Source organism: Streptomyces yangpuensis (genome assembly GCF_024666385.1).
GTDB lineage: Bacteria > Actinomycetota > Actinomycetes > Streptomycetales > Streptomycetaceae > Streptomyces > Streptomyces yangpuensis.
Genome location: NZ_CP102514.1, coordinates 740,775 through 758,232, shown reverse-complemented (window position 1 = coordinate 758,232; position 17,458 = coordinate 740,775). Strand labels below are relative to the sequence as shown.

Below are 17,458 nucleotides of genomic sequence, written 5' to 3'. Positions count from 1 at the left end.
CCCGACAGCGCCCGGACCCGCCGGCGAGGGCTCGCCCGATGACGGGCCCGCCCCCGCACCCCGGCCGAAAGGTCTGCCGCCGATGACCCCCCGCACCGCCCGACGCCGCCGCGCGCGCTGGGCCCTCCCACTGGCCGCCGCGTTCCTCCTCGGCCTCGCCGGCCCGCCCACCGCCGCCGCCCCGGCCCCCGTACCCGCCGCCGCCCCGGCCCCCGTACCCGCTCCCGTACGTGCCGCGGTCGGGGACATCGCCGAGTACCCGCTGGCCGCCGGCAGCGCGCCGGGCGGCATCACCACCGGATCCGACGGCAACCTCTGGTTCACCGAGACCGGCACCAGGAAGATCGGCCGGCTCACCCCCGCCGGGAAGCTGACCGAGTTCCCGCTGCCCGGCACCGCCAACGACGCGCTCGGGATCACCGCGGGCCCCGACGGCAATCTGTGGTTCACCGACATCACCGGCCGGATCGGGAAGATCACCACGGCCGGCGTCGTCACCGAGTACACCCTGCCGCCGGGCAGCGGACAGCCGTTCGCCATCACCACCGGCCCGGACGGGAACCTGTGGTTCACCGAGGACCCCGGAGACAGCATCGGCAGGATCACCACGGCGGGCGTCATCACCCGCTACGCCCTGCCCCACCCGGGCAGCGGGCCGGAGAGCATCGTGACCGGCCCCGACGGGAACCTGTGGTTCACCGAGATCCTCGGCAACCGGATCGGCAGGATCACCACGGGCGGAGTCGTCACCGAGTACGACCTGCCCCACCCCGACAGCGGACCCGACGTCATCACCGCCGGTCCCGACGGCCGGCTCTGGTTCACGGAACTCTTCGGCAACCGGATCGGGAGGATCACCACCGACGGGACGGTCACCGAGTACGACGTGCCCGCGGCCGACAGCGGCCCGGACGGGATCGCCGCCGGCCCCGACGGCAATCTGTGGTTCACCGCGCAGCTCGGTAACGGCATCGGCCGGATCACCCCGGCAGGGCGGTTCACGCACTACCCGCTGCCCGCCGCGGACTCCTTCCCGACACGCATCACCGCGGGGCCCGACGGCGCCATGTGGTTCACCGAGATCGTCGGCGACCGCGTCGGCCGCATCGACACCGGCGCCGGCCGGCCCAGCGCCGACCTGGCGGTCCGCCTGAGCGCGCCGGCCACCGTACGGGAGGGCTATCAGTACACCTACACCGTCACGGTGACCAACAACGGGCCCTTCGCCGCGGCCGGCACGGTGGTCACCCTGAACCTGCCGCGCGGGGCGCGGGTCACGGGTACGGATCCGGCCACCGTCCGGGGCGGCGCCCACCGGGTGAGCCGGCGGATCGAGGCCCTCGGGGCCGGACAGCTGCGGGTCCTCCACGTCACGGTGCGGGCCGACCGGCGTCCCGTCGTCATCGCGACGGCCGAGGTGCACTCCCGTACACCGGACCCGAAGCGGAACAACAACACCGACAGGGCGGTGACCCGGGTGACCCGCCCCTGACCGCCTCGCGGTACGGCTCAGTCCACGTCGATGTGGACGCTGGTGGACTTCACGCGGGCGACGGCCCGGACGCCGACCGCGAGCCCGAGCTCCTCGACCGCCTCGCGCGTCAGCAGGGAGACCACCCGGTGCGGACCCGCCTGGATCTCGACCTGGGCGGCGACCTCGCCGAGCGTCACCGCGGTCACGATGCCGGGCAGCGCGTTGCGGGCGGACGTCGAGGCCTCGCCCGCGTCCTCGGCGGCCTCCCGGGCGAGCTCCGCGCAGAAGGCGGCCAGATGGACGCCTTCCACCATCCGCCTGGTGCCGTCCCGCCGGGTCGGGAAGCGGCCGGCATCGGCCCAGCGGCGAGCGGTGTCGGGGCTGACGCGGAGGAGTTGGGCGGCCTCGCCGATGGTGTAGAGCTGCACCCGGCAACTCTATGCGTCCGGCCGGTCCGGCCGCTGCCCCGAGGACGCCTCCCTCGGTAGGCTGGAGCCGCCGGGCGCCTGCGACGGGGAGGTACGGGATGGGGAACACCGCGACCGGACCCGAACCGGGACCCCGCCCCGGACCCGGCCCCGAACCCCGCCCGGGACCCGGGGCGGGAGCCGCGCCCGGGGCGGGATACGGCGCCGATCCGGGGCTCTACGGCCCCGGCTCCGTCACCTGGCAGTGCCACGGCGACCCGATGATGTGGATCGCCGGGGTCCGCGCCCTCTACCTCCAGGCCCTCCACCCCCGCGCCGTACGGGGCGTCATGGAGAACTCCGACTTCCGGCGCGACGCCTGGGGCCGGCTGCTGCGCACCGCCGACTTCGTCGGCACGCTCACCTACGGCACCACCGAGGCCGCCGAGGACGCCGGCCGCCGCGTCCGGGCCATCCACCGCAGGCTCTCCGCCACCGACCCGGCCACCGGGCGTACCTTCCCCGTCGACGATCCCGACCTGCTGCTGTGGATCCACTGCGCGCAGATCGACAGCTTCCTGCACGTCCTGCGCCGATCGGGCATCACGCTCACCGCCGCCCAGGCCGACCGATACGTGGACGAGAACCGCGTCAACGCACGGCTCGTCGGACTCGACCCGGCGGACGTACCCGCCGACACCGCAGGCCTCGCCGCCTACTTCGACAAGGTCCGCCCGGAGCTCGCCGCCGGCCCCGACGCCCTCGCCGTGGACGACTTCCTGCGCGGCCCGCCCGTCCCTGCCCTTCTGGTGCCTGGCCGAAACCTGCTGTGGCGCCCGCTCGCCGGTCTCGCGTACGGTTCCCTCCCCGGCTGGGCGCACCAGCTGTACGGCCGGCCCGCCCCGGCCCCGCGCAGCGTCACCCGGCGCCTGCGTCTCACCGGACGCGTCCTGCGCAGCATTCCCGCAGGTCTGCGCTGGAAGCTGCCGCCAGGTCACATCTTGAAAGCGATGCGTCGCATGGGCCCCGGGAGCCGCCCCTCTCCGTACACACTGCGTACATCAGCGGCCATACTGGACCGGCCGGGGAGGGCGTAGCGCGACGACGGGGGCGATTTCAAGACATGGCGGAGTCCAGACTGATCCAGGGCCGGTACCGGTCGCTCGATCTGATCGGGCGCGGCGGCATGGGCGAGGTATGGCGCGCCCGGGACGAATCGCTGGGCCGGCACGTCGCCGTGAAGTGCCTCAAGCCGATCGGCGCCGACCAGGACGCCCACTTCACGCAGGTGCTGCGCGAGCGCTTCCGGCGCGAGGCGCGCGTGGCGGCCTCCCTCCAGCACCGCGGTGTCACCGTCGTCCACGACTTCGGCGACGACAGTGCCGCCGGCGGCCCCCTCTACCTCGTCATGGAGCTGCTCGAAGGGCGCAACCTCAGCCAGCTCATGGAGGACAACGAGACCCGCCCGCTCCCCGTGGACGTGGTCGTAGACATCGCCGAGCAGATGGCCGCCGCCCTCGGCTACACCCACGACCAGGGCGTCGTCCACCGCGACCTGAAACCGGCCAACATCATGCGGCTCGTCGACGGCACCGTGAAGATCTGCGACTTCGGCATCGCCCGGCTCGCGCACGACATCGGCTTCACCGCCAAGCTCACCGGCGGCGCCATGGCCATGGGCACCCCGCACTACATGTCGCCCGAGCAGATCGCGGGCGGCGAGGTCGACCACCGCAGCGACCTCTACTCCCTCGGCTGCGTCCTGTACGAGATCGCCACCGGCGCCCCGCCCTTCGACCTCGGCGACTCCTGGTCGGTGCTCATCGGCCACCGCGACGCCGCGCCCGTGCCGCTGCGCAGGCACCGCCCCGAGCTGCCCGACTACTTCGAGCAGGTGGTTCTCGACCTGCTCGCCAAATGCCCCGACGACCGTCCGCAGGACGCCCGCCACGTGCACCGCAGGCTCGTGGAGTCCCGGCTCGGCCACGGCGGGCCGTCCGGCGCCCTCGCCCCGCTCCCGGCCTGGGCCCGCGGGATGACCGCCGGTCGTAAGGCGGGCATCGAGGCGCGGCCCGCGAGCGGCGCATGGGCCGTGCTCACCGGGTCCTGGACGGCCGTGCGTCCCAGCGGCGAACAGCCCGTCCCGCGCCCCGCCGGCGACCGGTACGCCACGATCGGGCGCCCCGCCCCCGCCGAGGACCCGCGCCTCACCGTGGCCTACGGCTTCCCCCGTCCCGTCGGCCCGCGCGAGACCGGCCCGGACGCCCTCGCGGCCGGCCACGCCCGCGCCTACACCCTCAGCCGCGCCGGCCGGCCCGAGGAGGCGCTCTCCGTGTACACGGCCGTCGCCGACGGGCGCGCCCGGGTCCTCGGCCCGGACCACGCCGACACCCTTGCGGCCCGCCAGGAGGCGGCGTACGAGATGGGCCGGCTCGGCCGCCACCAGGAGGCGTACGACGTCTACCGCGCGGTGCTCGTCGCCCGTGAGCGCAGCATGGGACAGCTCCACCCCGACACGCTGCGCTGCCGCCACAACCTGGCCTGCGCCCTGCGTGCGCTGGGCCGGTACGCGGACGCCCACACCACGGCCGTCGCGGTCGCCGCGGACCGGGCGGCCGTCCTGGGCGCCGACCACCCGGACACCCTGCTGACCCGGTACGAGGCGGCCTACGTGCTCGGCCGCCTCGACCGCTGGCACGAGGCGCTGGCCGGCTTCCGTGACGTCGCCGCCGCGCGGGAACGGGTCCTCGGCCGCGACCACCCCGACACCCTGGCCGCCCGCTACGAGGTCGGCATCGCGCTCGGCCGCACCGGCGGCAGCGCCCGGGCCCTCGACGTCTTCCGGGCCCTGGTCCGCGACCGCACCCGCGCCTACGGGGCCACCGACCCCGAGACGCTGCGCGCCCGGCACGTCCTCGGGGTCAACCTGGGCCGCCTGGACCGCTGGGAGGAGGCGGTGGCCGAGGCCCGCCAGGTGGCCGCCGCCCGGGCCCGGGTGCTCGGCGCCGAACACGCGGACACCCTGGTCAGCCGTCGGGAACTGGCCGTCGGCCTGGGCCGGCTGGGCCGCTGGGACGAGGCCCTCCCGATCTACCGGGACCTGTCCGGCATCCGCGAACGGTCCCTGGGCGACGAGCATCCCGAGACGGTGCTGGCCCACGCCGACGAGGCCCACTGTCTGGAGCGGCTCGGCCAGGTGTGCTACCAAGAGCCATGACGACCTTCGGGCGGGACGTGTACGACGACGTGATCGTGGGCGGCGGGCACAACGGGCTGGTGGCCGCCGCGTACCTGGCCCGGGCGGGCCGCTCGGTGCTGGTCCTGGAACGGCTCGGGAACACCGGCGGCGCGGCGATCTCCAGCAGACCCTTCGTGGGCGTCGACGCCCGCCTCTCGCGCTACTCGTACCTCGTCTCCCTGCTGCCCGACAAGATCGTGCGCGACCTGGAGCTGAGCTTCGCCGTACGCCGGCGCACGGTCTCCTCGTACACCCCGGCCGAGCGCGACGGGCGGCCGGGCGGACTGCTCGTCGGCGGCGGCGAGGAGCGCACCCGGGAGTCCTTCGCCCGGCTCACCGGCTCGGACCGGGAGTACGAGAGCTGGCGCGCCTTCTACGAGACCACCGGACGGGTGGCCCGCACGGTGTTCCCGACCCTGACCGAGCCGCTGCCCACCCGGGCCGAGCTGCGCCGGCGGATCGACGACGAGGCCGCCTGGCGGATGCTGTTCGAGGAGCCGCTGGGCGTCGCGGTGGAGCGGCACTTCACCGACGACCTGGTCCGCGGGGTGGTCCTGACGGACGGCCTCATCGGCACGTTCGCCGACGCGCACGACCCCTCGCTGGCCCAGAACCGGTGCTTCCTCTACCACGTCATCGGCGGCGAGACCGGGAACTGGGACGTGCCGGTCGGCGGCATGGGCGCCCTGACGGACGCCCTCGCGGCCGCCGCGGTCAAGGCCGGAGCGGAGATCGTCACCGGCCACGAGGTGCTGCGGATCGACACGGACGGCGCCGCTCCGGCCGAGGTGGTGTTCCGTACGGCGACCGGCGAGGGCCGGGTCGTGGGCCGTACGGTGCTGGTGAACGCCTCCCCGCGGGCCCTGGCCGAACTCCTCGGCCAGACACCGGCCCAGGACCCGGCGACAGCCCCCGAGGGCGCCCAGCTCAAGGTCAACATGCTGCTGCGCCGGCTGCCCCGGCTCCGCGACACCACCGTGGACCCCCGCGAGGCCTTCGGCGGGACCTTCCACATCGCCGAGGGATACACCCAGCTCGCCCGGGCCTACGCGGAGGCGGCGGCGGGGGAGCTGCCGTCCGTTCCGCCCTCGGAGATCTACTGCCACTCGCTGGCCGATCCGACGATCCTCGGGCCGGAACTGGTCGAGCAGGGTTACCAGACGCTCACCCTCTTCGGCCTGCACACCCCGGCCCGGCTGTTCGGGCACGACAACCAGCAGGCCCGGGAGGTGCTGCTGACCGCCACCCTCGCGCAGCTCGACGCGCACCTGGCCGAGCCGCTCACCGACTGCCTCGCCTTCGACGCGGACAGCCGCCCCTGCATCGAGGCGAAGACGCCTTTGGACCTGGAGCGCGAACTGCGGCTGCCCGGCGGCCACATCTTCCACCGCGACCTGTCCTGGCCGTTCGCGGACGAGGGCGAGGAAGAGGGTGCGGGCGTCGGCCGGTGGGGCGTGGAGACGGCACACCGCAACGTCCTGCTGTGCGGCGCGGGCGCGGTGCGCGGCGGCGGCGTCAGCGGGGTCCCCGGCCACAACGCGGCGATGGCGGTGCTGGGGCGGTAGGAGCCGTCGGGCGGCCCGGCCCGGGTGCCCGCCGGGCCCGGGTGCCGGCCCGGCCTGGGTCCCCGCCGGGCCCGGCCCCAGGCGGCCTGGCCGAAATCCTTCGGTCAACTGAGCCCCTGAACTAGGGTGTTACTCATGAGTAACCTGAATGGCGCGAACGGTACGAGTGGCAGCGGCGGCGCGGGGCGCCCCGGCGGGCGGACCCGGCGCGGGCTCCTGAAGGCGGCCGCTGCCGGGGCCGGGACGGTCGCGGCGGTGGGCGCGGGGGCCACCGCCGCACACGCGGACACCCGGAGGCGGGGCGCCCCCGTCTTCGTGCTCGTCCACGGCTCCGGAAGCAACTCCTACGGCTGGGGCCCGGTCCTGCGGGAGCTGGGCCTGCGCGGCCACCGGTCGATCGCGGTGGACCTGCCCGGCCACGGGCCCGGTGCCTACTTCCCCGTCTCCTACCAGACCCCGCAGGACCTGGAACGGCTGGCCGCGGAACCGTCGCCGATCTCGGCGGTGACACTGGCGGACTTCGCGGCCCACGTGGTCGAGACGGTGCGCACCGCGCATCGGTCCGGTCCGGTCGTCCTGGTCGGCCAGAGCCTCGGCGGGGTGACGCTGAACGCGGTCGCCAACCAAGTGCCGCAGCTGATCTCCCACTTGGTGTACGCGTCCGCCTTCTGCCCGACGCGGCACGGCTCGGTGATGGAGCTGATGACGACTCCGGAGGCCGCCTCCAGCGCCCTGTTCCGGATCCCCGCCTTCAAGACCCCGCCGGAGCTGGGCGTCAACCGGGTCAACTGGCGTTCCGGCGACCCCGCTTTCTTCGCGGCGGCGAAGGAGGCACTGGCGGCGGACTGGCCGGACGCGGAGGTGCGGGCGCTCCTGAACATCCTCGAACCGGACGAGTCGGCGGCGATCGGCGCCGCCGACGCCCGGGGGTTGCCCGGCCGGTGGGGGCGGGTGCCGCGCACGTACCTGCGGTTCGGCGCGGACCGGGCGATCCCGCCCGCCCTCCAGGACCTGATGATCCGCGAGGCGGACGCGACCACGCCGCACAACCGCTTCCGCGTGCGGTCGCTGGACGCCCCGCACGTCGGTCCGAGGGACGCGGCCGTGTGGGCGGACGAGCTGGAGCGCGTGGCGCGCACCTGCCGCTGAGGCGGCTCCTGGTGCGGGGCCCGCCGACGTGCCTACGCGGCGGGCTCGATCACCACGATCGGGATCTCCCGGTCCGTCCTGGCCTGGTACTCGTCGTAGGCGGGCCAGTGCTTCACCATCACCGGCCAGTAGGCGGCGCGCTCCTCGGCGTTCGCGGTGCGCGCCGTGCCCTGGAGGATCCGGGTACCGACCTGGATGCGGACCTCGGGGTGCGCGCTCAGGTTGCGGAACCACAGGGGGTGCTCGTCGGCGCCGCCCTTGGAGGCGACGAGCAGATAACGGCCGTCGGCCTCGCCGTAGATGAGGGGGGTGCGTACGGGGTGGCCGGAGATCCGGCCGACGGTGGTGAGCAGGAGGGTCTGGGTGCCGTTCCAGTACTGCCCCTCGGTGCCGCCGGAGCCCACGTACTGCTTGACGTGCTCCAGCTGCCAGCTCCCGTCCCGCGGGTCGGTCGGGTGGTCCCAGTCGATTCCGGTCGTCATGCGGTTTCGCCTGCCTTCGTGTCGAGCGGTCAACGAACCTCACCAACGAGTGCCAACGCCCCCGGAGGCGGTGGTGATTCCGGCCGGAAGGGTGAATCCGTCGAAGAGGCCGTCCATCGCCCGGTGCGCGGCCCGGTCCGGCGTGACGCGGACGGCGAGGTCGCGCAGGGCCGCGGCGAGGGGGTGGCTCAGGGCGGCGATCCGGCCCGCGCGGCGGGCCCGGACGCGGATGGCGTCGGTGCGGGCGCAGCGGGCCGCGCTGTAGGCGGCGAGGGCCGCCGGGACACCCCCGGCCCCGGCCCCGTCCAGCAGGTGGGCAAGGACCACGGCGTCCTCGACGGCCTGGCAGCCGCCCTGGCCGAGGTTGGGCGTCATGGCGTGGGCGGCGTCGCCGAGCCAGGCCAGGCGCCCGTGGTGGAAGCGGGGGAGCGGGGCCGCAAGGTCGTACAGGTCGTGCTGGAGCACGGCCGCCGGGTCGATCCGCTGCAGCAGGGCCGGGATCGGGTCGTGCCAGGCCCCGTAGCGGTGCAGGAGTTCGGCGCGGACATCGGCGGGCCGGTACCCCTCGGGGACGACGGCGGTGGCGTAGACGTACGTCCTTCCGTCGGCGAGCGGCACCACACCGAAGCGCTCGCCGCGGCCCCAGGTCTCCGCGGTCGCCGCCCCTTTCGGGCCGGCGGAGGCGGGCAGGACGGTGCGCCAGGCGGTCTCCCCGCTGTGGCGCAGGCCCGGGTGGTCCGGGAAGTACCGGCGGCGCAGCGGGCTGTGGATGCCGTCCGCGGCGACCACGAGATCGGCGGAGCCGTCGAGGTCGCCGGCCGAGGTGCGGACCACGGGGAAGCCGTCGGCGCCGTCCACGGAGGTGACCGTGACGCCGTAGCGGACCGTCCCCCCGGGGAGCGCGCCGGCCAGGGCGTCGGCGAGCGCCGAGCGGTGCAGGGCGAGCGGCGGCCCGCCGTAGCGGGCGGCCAGGGCCGCGGTGTCGGCGCGGCTCAGCCAGCGGCCGTCGGGGCGGCGCAGGCCCATCGCGGCCGGGAGGGTACGGCCCGCCGTGCGGGTGAGGTCGAAGCCGATGGCGTCGAGGGCGCGCAGGGCGTTGGGCGCGAGGACGATCCCGGCGCCTGCGGCGGCCGGGCCGGGCGCCCGCTCGCAGACGGTCACCCGCCAGCCCTTGCGGTGCAGGGCCAGGGCCGCGGTGAGCCCGCCGATCCCGGCGCCGGCGACGACCGCGTGACGCTGAACTGCGGACATGACGGATCCCTGCCTTCTCCCGGCCCTCTACAAATGTAGAGGATGATGGTGTCACTCTACAGCTGTAGAGTGACCTGATGTCCACCTCTCCTCCTGCTGATCGCAGAACACTGATCGCCGACACCGCGATCGGGCTCGTGGCCGCCGCCGGGCTCCGGGGCCTGACCCACCGTGCGGTCGACGCAGCCGCGGGGCTGCCCGCGGGCAGCACCTCGTACTACCTCCGCACGAGGACGGCGCTGATCGGGGCCTGCTACCAGCGGCTGGCCGAACTGGACCTCGCGGACGTGGACGGCGGCAGCCCCTTCGGGACCGCCCCGCCGGCCCTCCCCGGGACGTCCGGCCGGGGTCCGGCCGACCGGGGTCCGGTCGACCGGGAGGCGGCCGCGGCGGCGCTGGCGGGGCTGCTGTACCACTGGCTGACGGTGGGACGCGAGCGCCAGCTGGCCCGCTTCGAACTGAGCCTGGAGGCCGCGCGCAATCCGGAGCTGGAGGCGGACCTCCGGCGGGCGGGGCGGGAGCCGCGGGTCCGGGCCGCGGGCATCGTCGCCGCCCTTGGCGCCGACCGGCCCGAAGAGGCCGCGGAACTGCTCGTCGCCTGGACCGAAGGGCTCCTCTACGACCGGCTGGCCGGTGCCCTGGCCCGCTCCCGGCCGGCCCCGGACCTCGCCGAACTGACCGCGGTGGCGCGCCGGATGCTCGCCGCGGCCCTGGCGGACCCGGCCTGAACACGGAAGAGCCCCGCCGCACCGGGGGATGTGGCGGCGGGGCTCTTCCATCGGTACGCGCCGGCGGGATCAAGGCGGGAGGGCCGGTGCGTTCCTCCTGGTGGAGTGCGCTTACGCTACGCCCGGCGTGGCTGAAAATACACCCCTTCGCATGGCTTGATTCGTAAGCCCCGGAGGGTCAGGATTTTCTGTTCGGGCGCCTCTAGGATCCGGTCATGATCGCTGAACTGCAGTGCGTGGTCCTCGACTGTCCCGAGCCGCAGACGCTCGCCGATTTCTACCGGGCGCTGCTGGGCGGCAACGTCAACCAGCAGGACCGGCGTTGGTCCCTCGACGAGACCTGGGCGACGCTCCACACCCCGTCGGGCCTGGTACTCGCCTTCCAGCGGGCGACGGACCATCAGCCGCCGCGCTGGCCCGACCCCAGCCGGCCGCAGCAGTTCCACCTGGACCTCGGCGTCGCGGACCTGGACCAGGCGCAGGAGGAGGTGCTCGCGGCCGGCGGGACCCTGCTCGACGGCGCGGACGGGCGCGGCTGGCGCGTGTACGCGGACCCGGCGGGGCACCCCTTCTGCCTGGTCCGCGAGTGACCCGCCCCGCCGCTCGGTCCGCGGACCCTTCCGCCGGTCAGTCCGCGGACCGGCTCCAGCCGACGGCCTCGACGCGGGCCGCGTCGTCGGGCCGGTCCTCCGCGAACAGCAGCCGGGCCGGTTCGGCCACGCGTACGACGTCCACGTACACCCCACGCCCGACATAGCGGCCCGTGGCGGTGTGGCGGAACCGCAGCCGCACCTCACGGCCCGCCCAGGCGGCCGTGAGGGGGGCCTCCAGCCGGTGCCAGATGCGCCCGGACCAGCCGCCGACGGAGCCCAGCGGCCACTCCTCGGCGACGCCGCCGGTGGAGCGCAGGGTGGTGAACGGCAGCGGCGCCCAGTCCACCCCGTCCGGCGAGACCTCCAGGTGCAGGGCGCCCTCCCCGGGCACCGTGTCCCACCACACGGCGCAGCGCAGCCGGGCGGCGGCCGTGGCCGGGGTGAGCGGGGGCAGGGTGAGGGTGCCCGAGCCGCCGGGGACGTTCCCGGAGAACCAGGCGGCGCCGCCGTGCCGGGTACGGACCGGGACGGCGCGGGCGAAGCGGTTGCCGACGGCGACCCGTGGGGCGCTGCCGGCCCGCCAGGTGCGCACGGGGTGGACGGAGTTGCCCAGCAGGATCAGGAACGAGTCGGTGGAGGGATCGAGGACGAGGGAGGTGCCGGTGAACCCGGTGTGGCCGGCCGAGTGCGGGGTGGCCATGGCGCCCATGTACCAGTGCTGGTAGAGCTCGAAGCCGAGGCCGTGGTCGTCGCCGGGGAAGGCGGTGTTGTAGTCGGTGAAGAGCAGTTCGACGGAGGCCGGGCGCAGGATCCGCCGGCCCGCGTAGGCCCCGCCGTCGAGCAGGGTGCGGGCCAGGACGGCCAGGTCCCAGGCGGTGCCGAAGACCCCGGCGTGGCCCGCGACCCCGCCGAGGGCGTACGCGTTCTCGTCGTGGACCTCGCCCCACACCAGGCCGCGGTCCAGGCCGGACCAGGGCGGTCGCTGCACCTCGGTGGCGGCGGTGATCCGGCGCCAGGAGAGCGGCGGGTTGTATCGCGTGCGGTGCATACCGAGCGGAGCGGTGATCTCGTCGTGGAGCAGGACATCCAGAGTGCGACCGGTGATCCGTTCCAGGAGCAGTTGCAGCGCGATGAGGTTGAGGTCGGAGTAGCGGTAGACGCTCCCCGGGGTCTCCTGCGGCCTGACCGACCACAGCAGCCGCAGTCGTCCCTCGCGCGTCGGCTCCTGGTAGAAGGGCGCCCACGAGCGCAGTCCCGAGGTGTGCGTGAGCAGCTGACGGACCGTGATGATCTCCTTGCCGCCGCCGGTGAACTCCGGCAGGTAGCGGCGCACCGGGGCCTCCAGCTCCAGTCGCCCGCGCTCCATCTGCTGCACGGCCAGGATCGAGGTGAACAGCTTGGTCAGCGAGGCCAGGTCGAAGACGGTGTCCTCGGCCATCGCGATCCGCTCGGCCGCGGGGAACTCCCTTACCCGGTCGGTCCGTCCGTCGTAGTCCGCGTACCGGACGGCATGGCCCATGGCCCGGTGCAGGGCGACGGTACGGCCCCGCCCGGCGAGCACCACCGCCCCCGCGTAGTACGGGTGCTCGGGGGAGGGGCCCAGGAACCGCCGGGCCTCGTCCGCCACCGCCTCCAGGTGCCGCTCCAGCAGTCCGGCCTGGCGTGCGGACCCGTACCGCAGGCGCAGCCCCTGCAGGGCGCGCCGTTCGGCCGCACCCGCCGGGCCCGGGAGCGCCGCGTGCAGCACGAGCACCCCGCCGAGCGCGAGCAGCCGGGCCCCGAGCCGCCGCCGACTCAGCACACGCCGGGCCCCGGAGGCGCCGTCGCGGCCCCGCTCCCCGTCCCGCCCCGGTTCCGGCCCGAGCCCCGGTTCCGGCCGCGGTCCGGGATGCTGCTCCCCCTCCCGCCCCGGTTCCGGGCGCGCCCCATGGCCCCGCGCCCGCTCCGGCCACCGCTCCGGCTCCCGCCTTTGCGCCGGCTCCGGCTCCTGCCGTCGCGTCCGCCGCCGGTCCCGCTCCCGCCCCGACGGCGGTCCGGGGTCCTGCCGGGGTGCGGCCACCGGGGCCTTCCCGCGCTCGGGCGGTTGCTCGCGGCCTGTGCCGCCCGTCCGTTCCGTACCGGCCTCCGCGACCGCCTCGGCCCCCGTGTCCACTGCCATCTCCGGCCCTCCTCGTTCGCCCGCAACCCGCAACCCGCAACCCGCAACCCGCAACCCGCAACCCGCAGCCCGCACTTCGCGACCGCAGTGCCCGCCGGATGCCCGGACCTCCCGGCCCGCGCCGGCGGGGGAGGAGCCCGCCGCAGGCGAGCAGGCCCGGACCTCCCGGCTCCCGGATCCGCCGAGCGAGCCGCAGGCTAATGGGTATCTGCCCGCCCCTCGGTCACCCTCCCCACCGACCGGGCCGTAAAGAATCTGACACTGCATCAGAAAATCTCTTCCCTCGGCCGCCGGGCTGCGGCATCCTGCCGCCCATGGAGACGGAGCTGAGCAGGAAACTGGGAGTCGAGCACGCCATCTTCGGCTTCACGCCCTTCCCCGCGGTCGCCGCCGCGATCACCCGGGCGGGCGGTTTCGGCGTACTCGGCGCGGTCCGCTACACCGCGCCCGACGACCTCGAACGCGACCTCGACTGGATGCAGGCGCACACCGACGGCAAGCCCTACGGCCTGGACGTCGTCATGCCCGCCAAGAAGGCCGTCGACGGCATCGGCGAAGCCGAGATCGAGGCGATGATCCCGGCCGCGCACCGCGCCTTCGTCCGCGACACCCTGGCCAAACACCACGTGCCCGAGCTCGCCGAGGGAGAGGCCTCCGGATGGCGCATCACCGGCTGGATGGAGCAGGTCGCCCGGGGCCAGCTCGACGTCGCCTTCGACTATCCCGTCAAACTCCTGGCGAACGCCCTCGGTTCCCCGCCCGCCGACGTCATCGCCCGCGCCCACGACCACGGCATCCTCGTCGCCGCCCTCGCCGGCAGCGCCAAGCACGCCCGCCGCCACGCCGAAGCCGGCATCGACGTCGTCGTCGCCCAGGGCTACGAGGCCGGCGGCCACACCGGCGACATAGCCACCATGGTCCTGGTCCCGGAGATCGTCGAGGCTGTCGCACCGCTCCCGGTCCTCGCAGCCGGAGGCATCGGCAGCGGCGAGCAGATCGCCGCCGGCCTCGCCCTCGGCGCCCAGGGCGCCTGGCTCGGCTCCCTCTGGCTCACCACCACCGAGGCCGACCTCCACTCCCGCGCCCTCACCGAGAAGCTCCTCGCCGCAGGCTCCGGCGACACCGTCCGCTCCCGCGCCCTCACCGGCAAACCCGCCCGCCAGCTGCGCACCGAGTGGACCGACGCCTGGGACGACCCGGAGGGGCCGGGCGCGCTCCCCATGCCGCTCCAGGGCCTCCTCGTCGCCGAGGCCGTCTCCCGCATCCAGAAGTACGAGGTCCAGCCCCTGCTGGGCACCCCCGTCGGCCAGATCGTCGGCCGGATGAACAGCGAACGCAGCGTCCAGGCCGTCTTCGACGAGCTCACCAGCGGCTTCGAGAAGGCGATCGACCGCATCAACCGCATCGCCGGCCGAGTCCGAGAGGCGTGACCGCCATGACCGCCAGCACGTCCACCACGGCTCCCGCCGCCGACCGGCAGCCACCCAACGGCTTCTGGGCCCAGGCCACCGCCGACCCCGGCCGCACCGTCCTGACCGCCCCCGACGGCGAGGAGTGGAGCGCGGGCCGGCTGCACGCCGACGTCAACCGGCTCGTCCACGGGCTGCGCGCCGCCGGGCTGGAGCGGGGCGACGTCTTCGCCGTCGTCCTCCCCAACGGCGTCGAGTTCCTCACCGCCTACCTCGCCGCCTCCCAGGCCGGCCTCTACCTCGTGCCCGTCAACCACCACCTGGTGGGCCCCGAGATCGCCTGGATCGTCTCCGACTCCGGCGCCAAGGTCCTCATCGCCCACGAGCGTTTCGCCGAGGCCGCCACCGCCGCGGCCGACGAGGCGGCCCTGCCCGGAAGCCACCGCTACGCCGTCGGAACGGTCCCCGGCTTCCGCCCGTACGGCGAACTCCTCGACGGCCGGCCCGCCACACCCCCCGCGGACCGCACCCTCGGCTGGGTCATGAACTACACCTCCGGCACCACCGGCCGCCCGCGCGGCATCCGCCGCCCCCTGCCCGGCAAGCTCCCGGAGGAGACCTACCTCGGCGGCTTCCTCGGCATCTTCGGGATCCGGCCCTTCGACGGCAACGTCCACCTGGTCTGCTCGCCGCTCTACCACACGGCCGTCCTCCAGTTCGCGGGCGCCGCCCTGCACATCGGGCACCCGCTCGTCCTCATGGACAAGTGGACCCCGCAGGAGATGCTGCGCCTGATCGACGGCCACGCCTGCACCCACACCCACATGGTGCCGACCCAGTTCCACCGGCTCCTCGCCCTCCCGCAGGAGACGAAGGACGCCTACGACGTCTCCTCGATGCGGCACGCCATCCACGGCGCCGCGCCCTGCCCGGACCACGTCAAGCGGGCGATGATCGACTGGTGGGGCGGCTGCGTGGAGGAGTACTACGCGGCGAGCGAGGGCGGCGGCGCCTTCGCGACGGCCGAGGACTGGCTGAAGAAGCCGGGCACGGTGGGCAAGGCCTGGCCGATCAGCGAGCTGGCAGTCTTCGACGACGACGGCAACCGGCTGCCCCCGGGCGAACTGGGCACCGTCTACATGAAGATGAACACCGGCGGCTTCAGCTACCACAAGGACGAGGGCAAGACGAGGAAGAACCGCATCGGCGACTTCTTCACCGTCGGTGACCTCGGGCTGATGGACGAGGACGGCTACCTCTTCCTCCGCGACCGCAAGATCGACATGATCATCTCCGGCGGGGTCAACATCTACCCGGCCGAGATCGAGTCCGCCCTGCTCACCCACCCGGCCGTCGCGGACGCCGCCGCCTTCGGCATCCCGCACGCCGACTGGGGCGAGGAGGTCAAGGCGGTCATCGAACCGGCCGAAGGCTTCGCGGCCGGCGACGCCCTGGCCGCGGAGATCCTGCACCACTGTGAGCGCCGGCTCGCCGGGTACAAGCGGCCCAGGACCGTCGACTTCATCGAGACGATGCCGCGCGACCCGAACGGCAAGCTCTACAAGCGGCGGCTGCGGGACCCGTACTGGGAGGGTCGCGAACGCGCCATGTGAGCGCGGGTTCCGTCCGTCGTCCCGTCCGTCGTCCCGTCCGGACGGGCGGCCGCGACGGATTGCGGAGGCCGGTGGGGGACCGGGGGCGGGCACGCCGGGAGAACCGTGAGAAATGCCACGTCAGGGCCAGGGGAGCGTGCCGTGCGACGCGCCGGAGGGACACTTCTGGCAAGTTGGCTTATATGGGTACGACGAAGCGCAGATCCCCCCTGACCGACTGGACCGTCCTGGTCCCCGTGGTGGCGCTGGTCGCGCTGGTGTTCAGCTGGGGGCGGGAGCTACCCGGCTTCGCCGTGGTGTTGGTCGCCCTGTGCCTGGCCGGTGCGGTCCTGGCAGCCGTCCACCATGCCGAGGTCGTGGCCCACCGGGTCGGCGAACCCTTCGGATCCCTGATCCTCGCCGTCGCCGTCACGGTCATCGAAGTGGCGCTCATCGTCACCCTGATGGCCGACGGCGGGGACAAGTCCGCCTCGCTCGCCCGGGACACCGTCTTCGCCGCCGTCATGATCACCTGCAACGGGATCGTCGGCGTGTCCCTGCTCGTCGGGGCCCTGCGCAACCGGGTCGCCGTCTTCAACCCCGAGGGCTCGGGCGCGGCCCTGGCCACCGTCGCCACCCTGGCAACCCTCAGCCTGGTCCTGCCGACCTTCACCACGAGCAAGCCCGGTCCGGAGTTCTCCACGGGGCAGCTGACCTTCGCCGCGGTCGCCTCGCTCGCCCTGTACGGGCTGTTCATCGCCGTCCAGACGGTCCGCCACCGCAATTACTTCCTGCCCGTGGACACCGGCGGGGACGCGGACACCGGCCGGGACGCCGACACGTACCAGGTGGACGACCACGCGGCGCCGCCCACCGCGGCCGCCGCCCGGCTCAGCCTCGGGCTGCTGCTGGTCGCGCTCGTCGCGGTGGTCGGCGACGCCAAGGCCGTCTCCCCGACCATCGAGGCGGCGGTGGCCAAGGCCGGTCTGCCTCAGGCCGTCGTCGGTGTGATCATCGCCCTGCTCGTCCTGCTGCCGGAGACCCTGGCCGCCGTCCGAGCCGCCCGCCGCGACCGCGTGCAGACCAGCCTCAACCTCGCCTACGGATCCGCCATCGCCAGCATCGGACTGACCATCCCGGCGATCGCGCTGGCCTCGGTCTGGCTGTCCGGCCCGCTCCTGCTCGGCCTCGGCCCGGTCCACATGGTGCTGCTCGCGCTGACCGTGGTGGTCAGCACGCTCACCCTCGCCCCCGGCCGCGCCACGCTGCTGCAGGGCGGGGTACACATCGTGGTGCTGGCCGCGTACCTCTTCCTGGCCGTCAGCCCGTGAGGACCGGCGCCGGACCGGCACAGCGGCGTGCGGGCCACCGGGCAGGAACTGCCGCCCCGGGCCGACCGCCTGGATGTGGCT

At 74.4% G+C, this 17,458-nt stretch carries 14 protein-coding genes; 10 read left to right on the top strand and 4 right to left on the bottom strand.

All coding sequences use genetic code 11. The annotated features are described in order from the left end of the window. Positions 1 to 82 precede the first annotated feature (82 nt). A complete protein-coding gene (locus NRK68_RS03590) occupies positions 83 to 1,492 on the top strand; it encodes a virginiamycin B lyase family protein (RefSeq protein ID WP_257854891.1) in 1,410 nt (469 codons plus the stop codon). A gap of 17 nt (positions 1,493 to 1,509) precedes the next feature. On the opposite strand, the gene NRK68_RS03585 is transcribed toward NRK68_RS03590, so the two are convergent. Next, complete coding sequence (locus tag NRK68_RS03585) at positions 1,510 to 1,902, bottom strand: TOBE domain-containing protein (protein ID WP_257854890.1); 393 nt, start codon at positions 1,900 to 1,902, stop codon at positions 1,510 to 1,512. Between the two features lie 98 nt (positions 1,903 to 2,000). Between NRK68_RS03585 and NRK68_RS03580 the strand changes: the two genes are divergently transcribed. The 4 genes from NRK68_RS03580 to NRK68_RS03565 all read left to right on the top strand — a co-directional run bounded on the left by NRK68_RS03580 (position 2,001) and on the right by NRK68_RS03565 (position 7,833). Further along, positions 2,001 to 2,978: an oxygenase MpaB family protein gene (locus NRK68_RS03580; RefSeq protein WP_257854889.1), complete on the top strand. Its 978-nt coding sequence runs from the start codon at positions 2,001 to 2,003 to the stop codon at positions 2,976 to 2,978. 26 nt (positions 2,979 to 3,004) lie between these two features. Next, the gene (locus tag NRK68_RS03575; RefSeq protein WP_257854886.1) at positions 3,005 to 5,098 is read left to right on the top strand and encodes a serine/threonine-protein kinase; all 2,094 of its coding nucleotides are present in this window, start codon (positions 3,005 to 3,007) and stop codon (positions 5,096 to 5,098) included. Beyond that, complete coding sequence (locus NRK68_RS03570) at positions 5,095 to 6,684, top strand: phytoene desaturase family protein (RefSeq protein WP_257854885.1); 1,590 nt, start codon at positions 5,095 to 5,097, stop codon at positions 6,682 to 6,684. Before NRK68_RS03575 ends, NRK68_RS03570 begins: the two co-directional genes overlap by 4 nt. Positions 6,685 to 6,819: 135 nt before the next feature. Continuing rightward, a complete protein-coding gene (locus NRK68_RS03565) occupies positions 6,820 to 7,833 on the top strand; it encodes an alpha/beta fold hydrolase (protein ID WP_257854884.1) in 1,014 nt (337 codons plus the stop codon). Positions 7,834 to 7,865: 32 nt separating this feature from the next. Here the strand turns inward: NRK68_RS03565 and NRK68_RS03560 are convergent, their stop codons facing one another. Both NRK68_RS03560 and NRK68_RS03555 read right to left on the bottom strand, forming a co-directional pair. Beyond that, a complete protein-coding gene (locus NRK68_RS03560) occupies positions 7,866 to 8,315 on the bottom strand; it encodes a nitroreductase family deazaflavin-dependent oxidoreductase (protein WP_257854883.1) in 450 nt (149 codons plus the stop codon). Positions 8,316 to 8,354: 39 nt separating this feature from the next. Further along, entirely contained in the window at positions 8,355 to 9,566 is a 1,212-nt protein-coding gene (locus NRK68_RS03555; RefSeq protein ID WP_183065790.1) for an FAD-dependent monooxygenase, read from the bottom strand. Between the two features lie 77 nt (positions 9,567 to 9,643). Here NRK68_RS03555 and NRK68_RS03550 point away from each other — a divergent pair, with 77 nt between their 5' ends. Together NRK68_RS03550 and NRK68_RS03545 are read left to right on the top strand one after the other, a co-directional pair. Next, positions 9,644 to 10,294, top strand: coding sequence for a TetR/AcrR family transcriptional regulator (locus NRK68_RS03550; protein ID WP_257854882.1), 651 nt, complete (start codon positions 9,644 to 9,646; stop codon positions 10,292 to 10,294). Between the two features lie 215 nt (positions 10,295 to 10,509). Beyond that, the gene (locus NRK68_RS03545; protein WP_183065792.1) at positions 10,510 to 10,884 is read left to right on the top strand and encodes a VOC family protein; all 375 of its coding nucleotides are present in this window, start codon (positions 10,510 to 10,512) and stop codon (positions 10,882 to 10,884) included. A 37-nt stretch (positions 10,885 to 10,921) separates the two neighbouring features. Here NRK68_RS03545 and NRK68_RS03540 read toward each other — a convergent pair whose 3' ends face one another. Then, positions 10,922 to 12,688: a serine hydrolase domain-containing protein gene (locus tag NRK68_RS03540; RefSeq protein WP_183065793.1), complete on the bottom strand. Its 1,767-nt coding sequence runs from the start codon at positions 12,686 to 12,688 to the stop codon at positions 10,922 to 10,924. A 671-nt stretch (positions 12,689 to 13,359) separates the two neighbouring features. On the opposite strand from NRK68_RS03540, the gene NRK68_RS03535 reads away from it, so the two are divergent. From NRK68_RS03535 to NRK68_RS03525, 3 genes are all read left to right on the top strand, one after another. After that, positions 13,360 to 14,475 carry an NAD(P)H-dependent flavin oxidoreductase gene (locus NRK68_RS03535; protein ID WP_183065794.1) on the top strand — a complete coding sequence of 372 codons (1,116 nt, stop codon included), beginning with the start codon at positions 13,360 to 13,362 and terminating at the stop codon, positions 14,473 to 14,475. A 5-nt stretch (positions 14,476 to 14,480) separates the two neighbouring features. Further along, a complete protein-coding gene (locus NRK68_RS03530) occupies positions 14,481 to 16,067 on the top strand; it encodes an acyl-CoA synthetase (RefSeq protein WP_257854880.1) in 1,587 nt (528 codons plus the stop codon). A gap of 182 nt (positions 16,068 to 16,249) precedes the next feature. Beyond that, on the top strand, positions 16,250 to 17,377 hold the full coding sequence (locus NRK68_RS03525) for a calcium:cation antiporter (RefSeq protein WP_257854879.1): 1,128 nt from the start codon (positions 16,250 to 16,252) through the stop codon (positions 17,375 to 17,377). Positions 17,378 to 17,458: the final 81 nt, after the last annotated feature.

What these genes read in the sequence shown, in the direction of transcription:
- NRK68_RS03590 (WP_257854891.1), top strand. Translation starts at nt 83, where the DNA reads ATGACCCCCCGCACCGCCCGACGCCGCCGCGCGCGCTGGGCCCTCCCA.
- NRK68_RS03580 (WP_257854889.1), top strand. Translation starts at nt 2,001, where the DNA reads ATGGGGAACACCGCGACCGGACCCGAACCGGGACCCCGCCCCGGACCC.
- NRK68_RS03575 (WP_257854886.1), top strand. Translation starts at nt 3,005, where the DNA reads ATGGCGGAGTCCAGACTGATCCAGGGCCGGTACCGGTCGCTCGATCTG.
- NRK68_RS03570 (WP_257854885.1), top strand. Translation starts at nt 5,095, where the DNA reads ATGACGACCTTCGGGCGGGACGTGTACGACGACGTGATCGTGGGCGGC.
- NRK68_RS03560 (WP_257854883.1), bottom strand. Translation starts at nt 8,315, where the DNA reads ATGACGACCGGAATCGACTGGGACCACCCGACCGACCCGCGGGACGGG.
- NRK68_RS03565 (WP_257854884.1), top strand. Translation starts at nt 6,820, where the DNA reads ATGAGTAACCTGAATGGCGCGAACGGTACGAGTGGCAGCGGCGGCGCG.
- NRK68_RS03545 (WP_183065792.1), top strand. Translation starts at nt 10,510, where the DNA reads ATGATCGCTGAACTGCAGTGCGTGGTCCTCGACTGTCCCGAGCCGCAG.
- NRK68_RS03530 (WP_257854880.1), top strand. Translation starts at nt 14,481, where the DNA reads ATGACCGCCAGCACGTCCACCACGGCTCCCGCCGCCGACCGGCAGCCA.
- NRK68_RS03555 (WP_183065790.1), bottom strand. Translation starts at nt 9,566, where the DNA reads ATGTCCGCAGTTCAGCGTCACGCGGTCGTCGCCGGCGCCGGGATCGGC.
- NRK68_RS03525 (WP_257854879.1), top strand. Translation starts at nt 16,250, where the DNA reads ATGGGTACGACGAAGCGCAGATCCCCCCTGACCGACTGGACCGTCCTG.
- NRK68_RS03550 (WP_257854882.1), top strand. Translation starts at nt 9,644, where the DNA reads ATGTCCACCTCTCCTCCTGCTGATCGCAGAACACTGATCGCCGACACC.
- NRK68_RS03535 (WP_183065794.1), top strand. Translation starts at nt 13,360, where the DNA reads ATGGAGACGGAGCTGAGCAGGAAACTGGGAGTCGAGCACGCCATCTTC.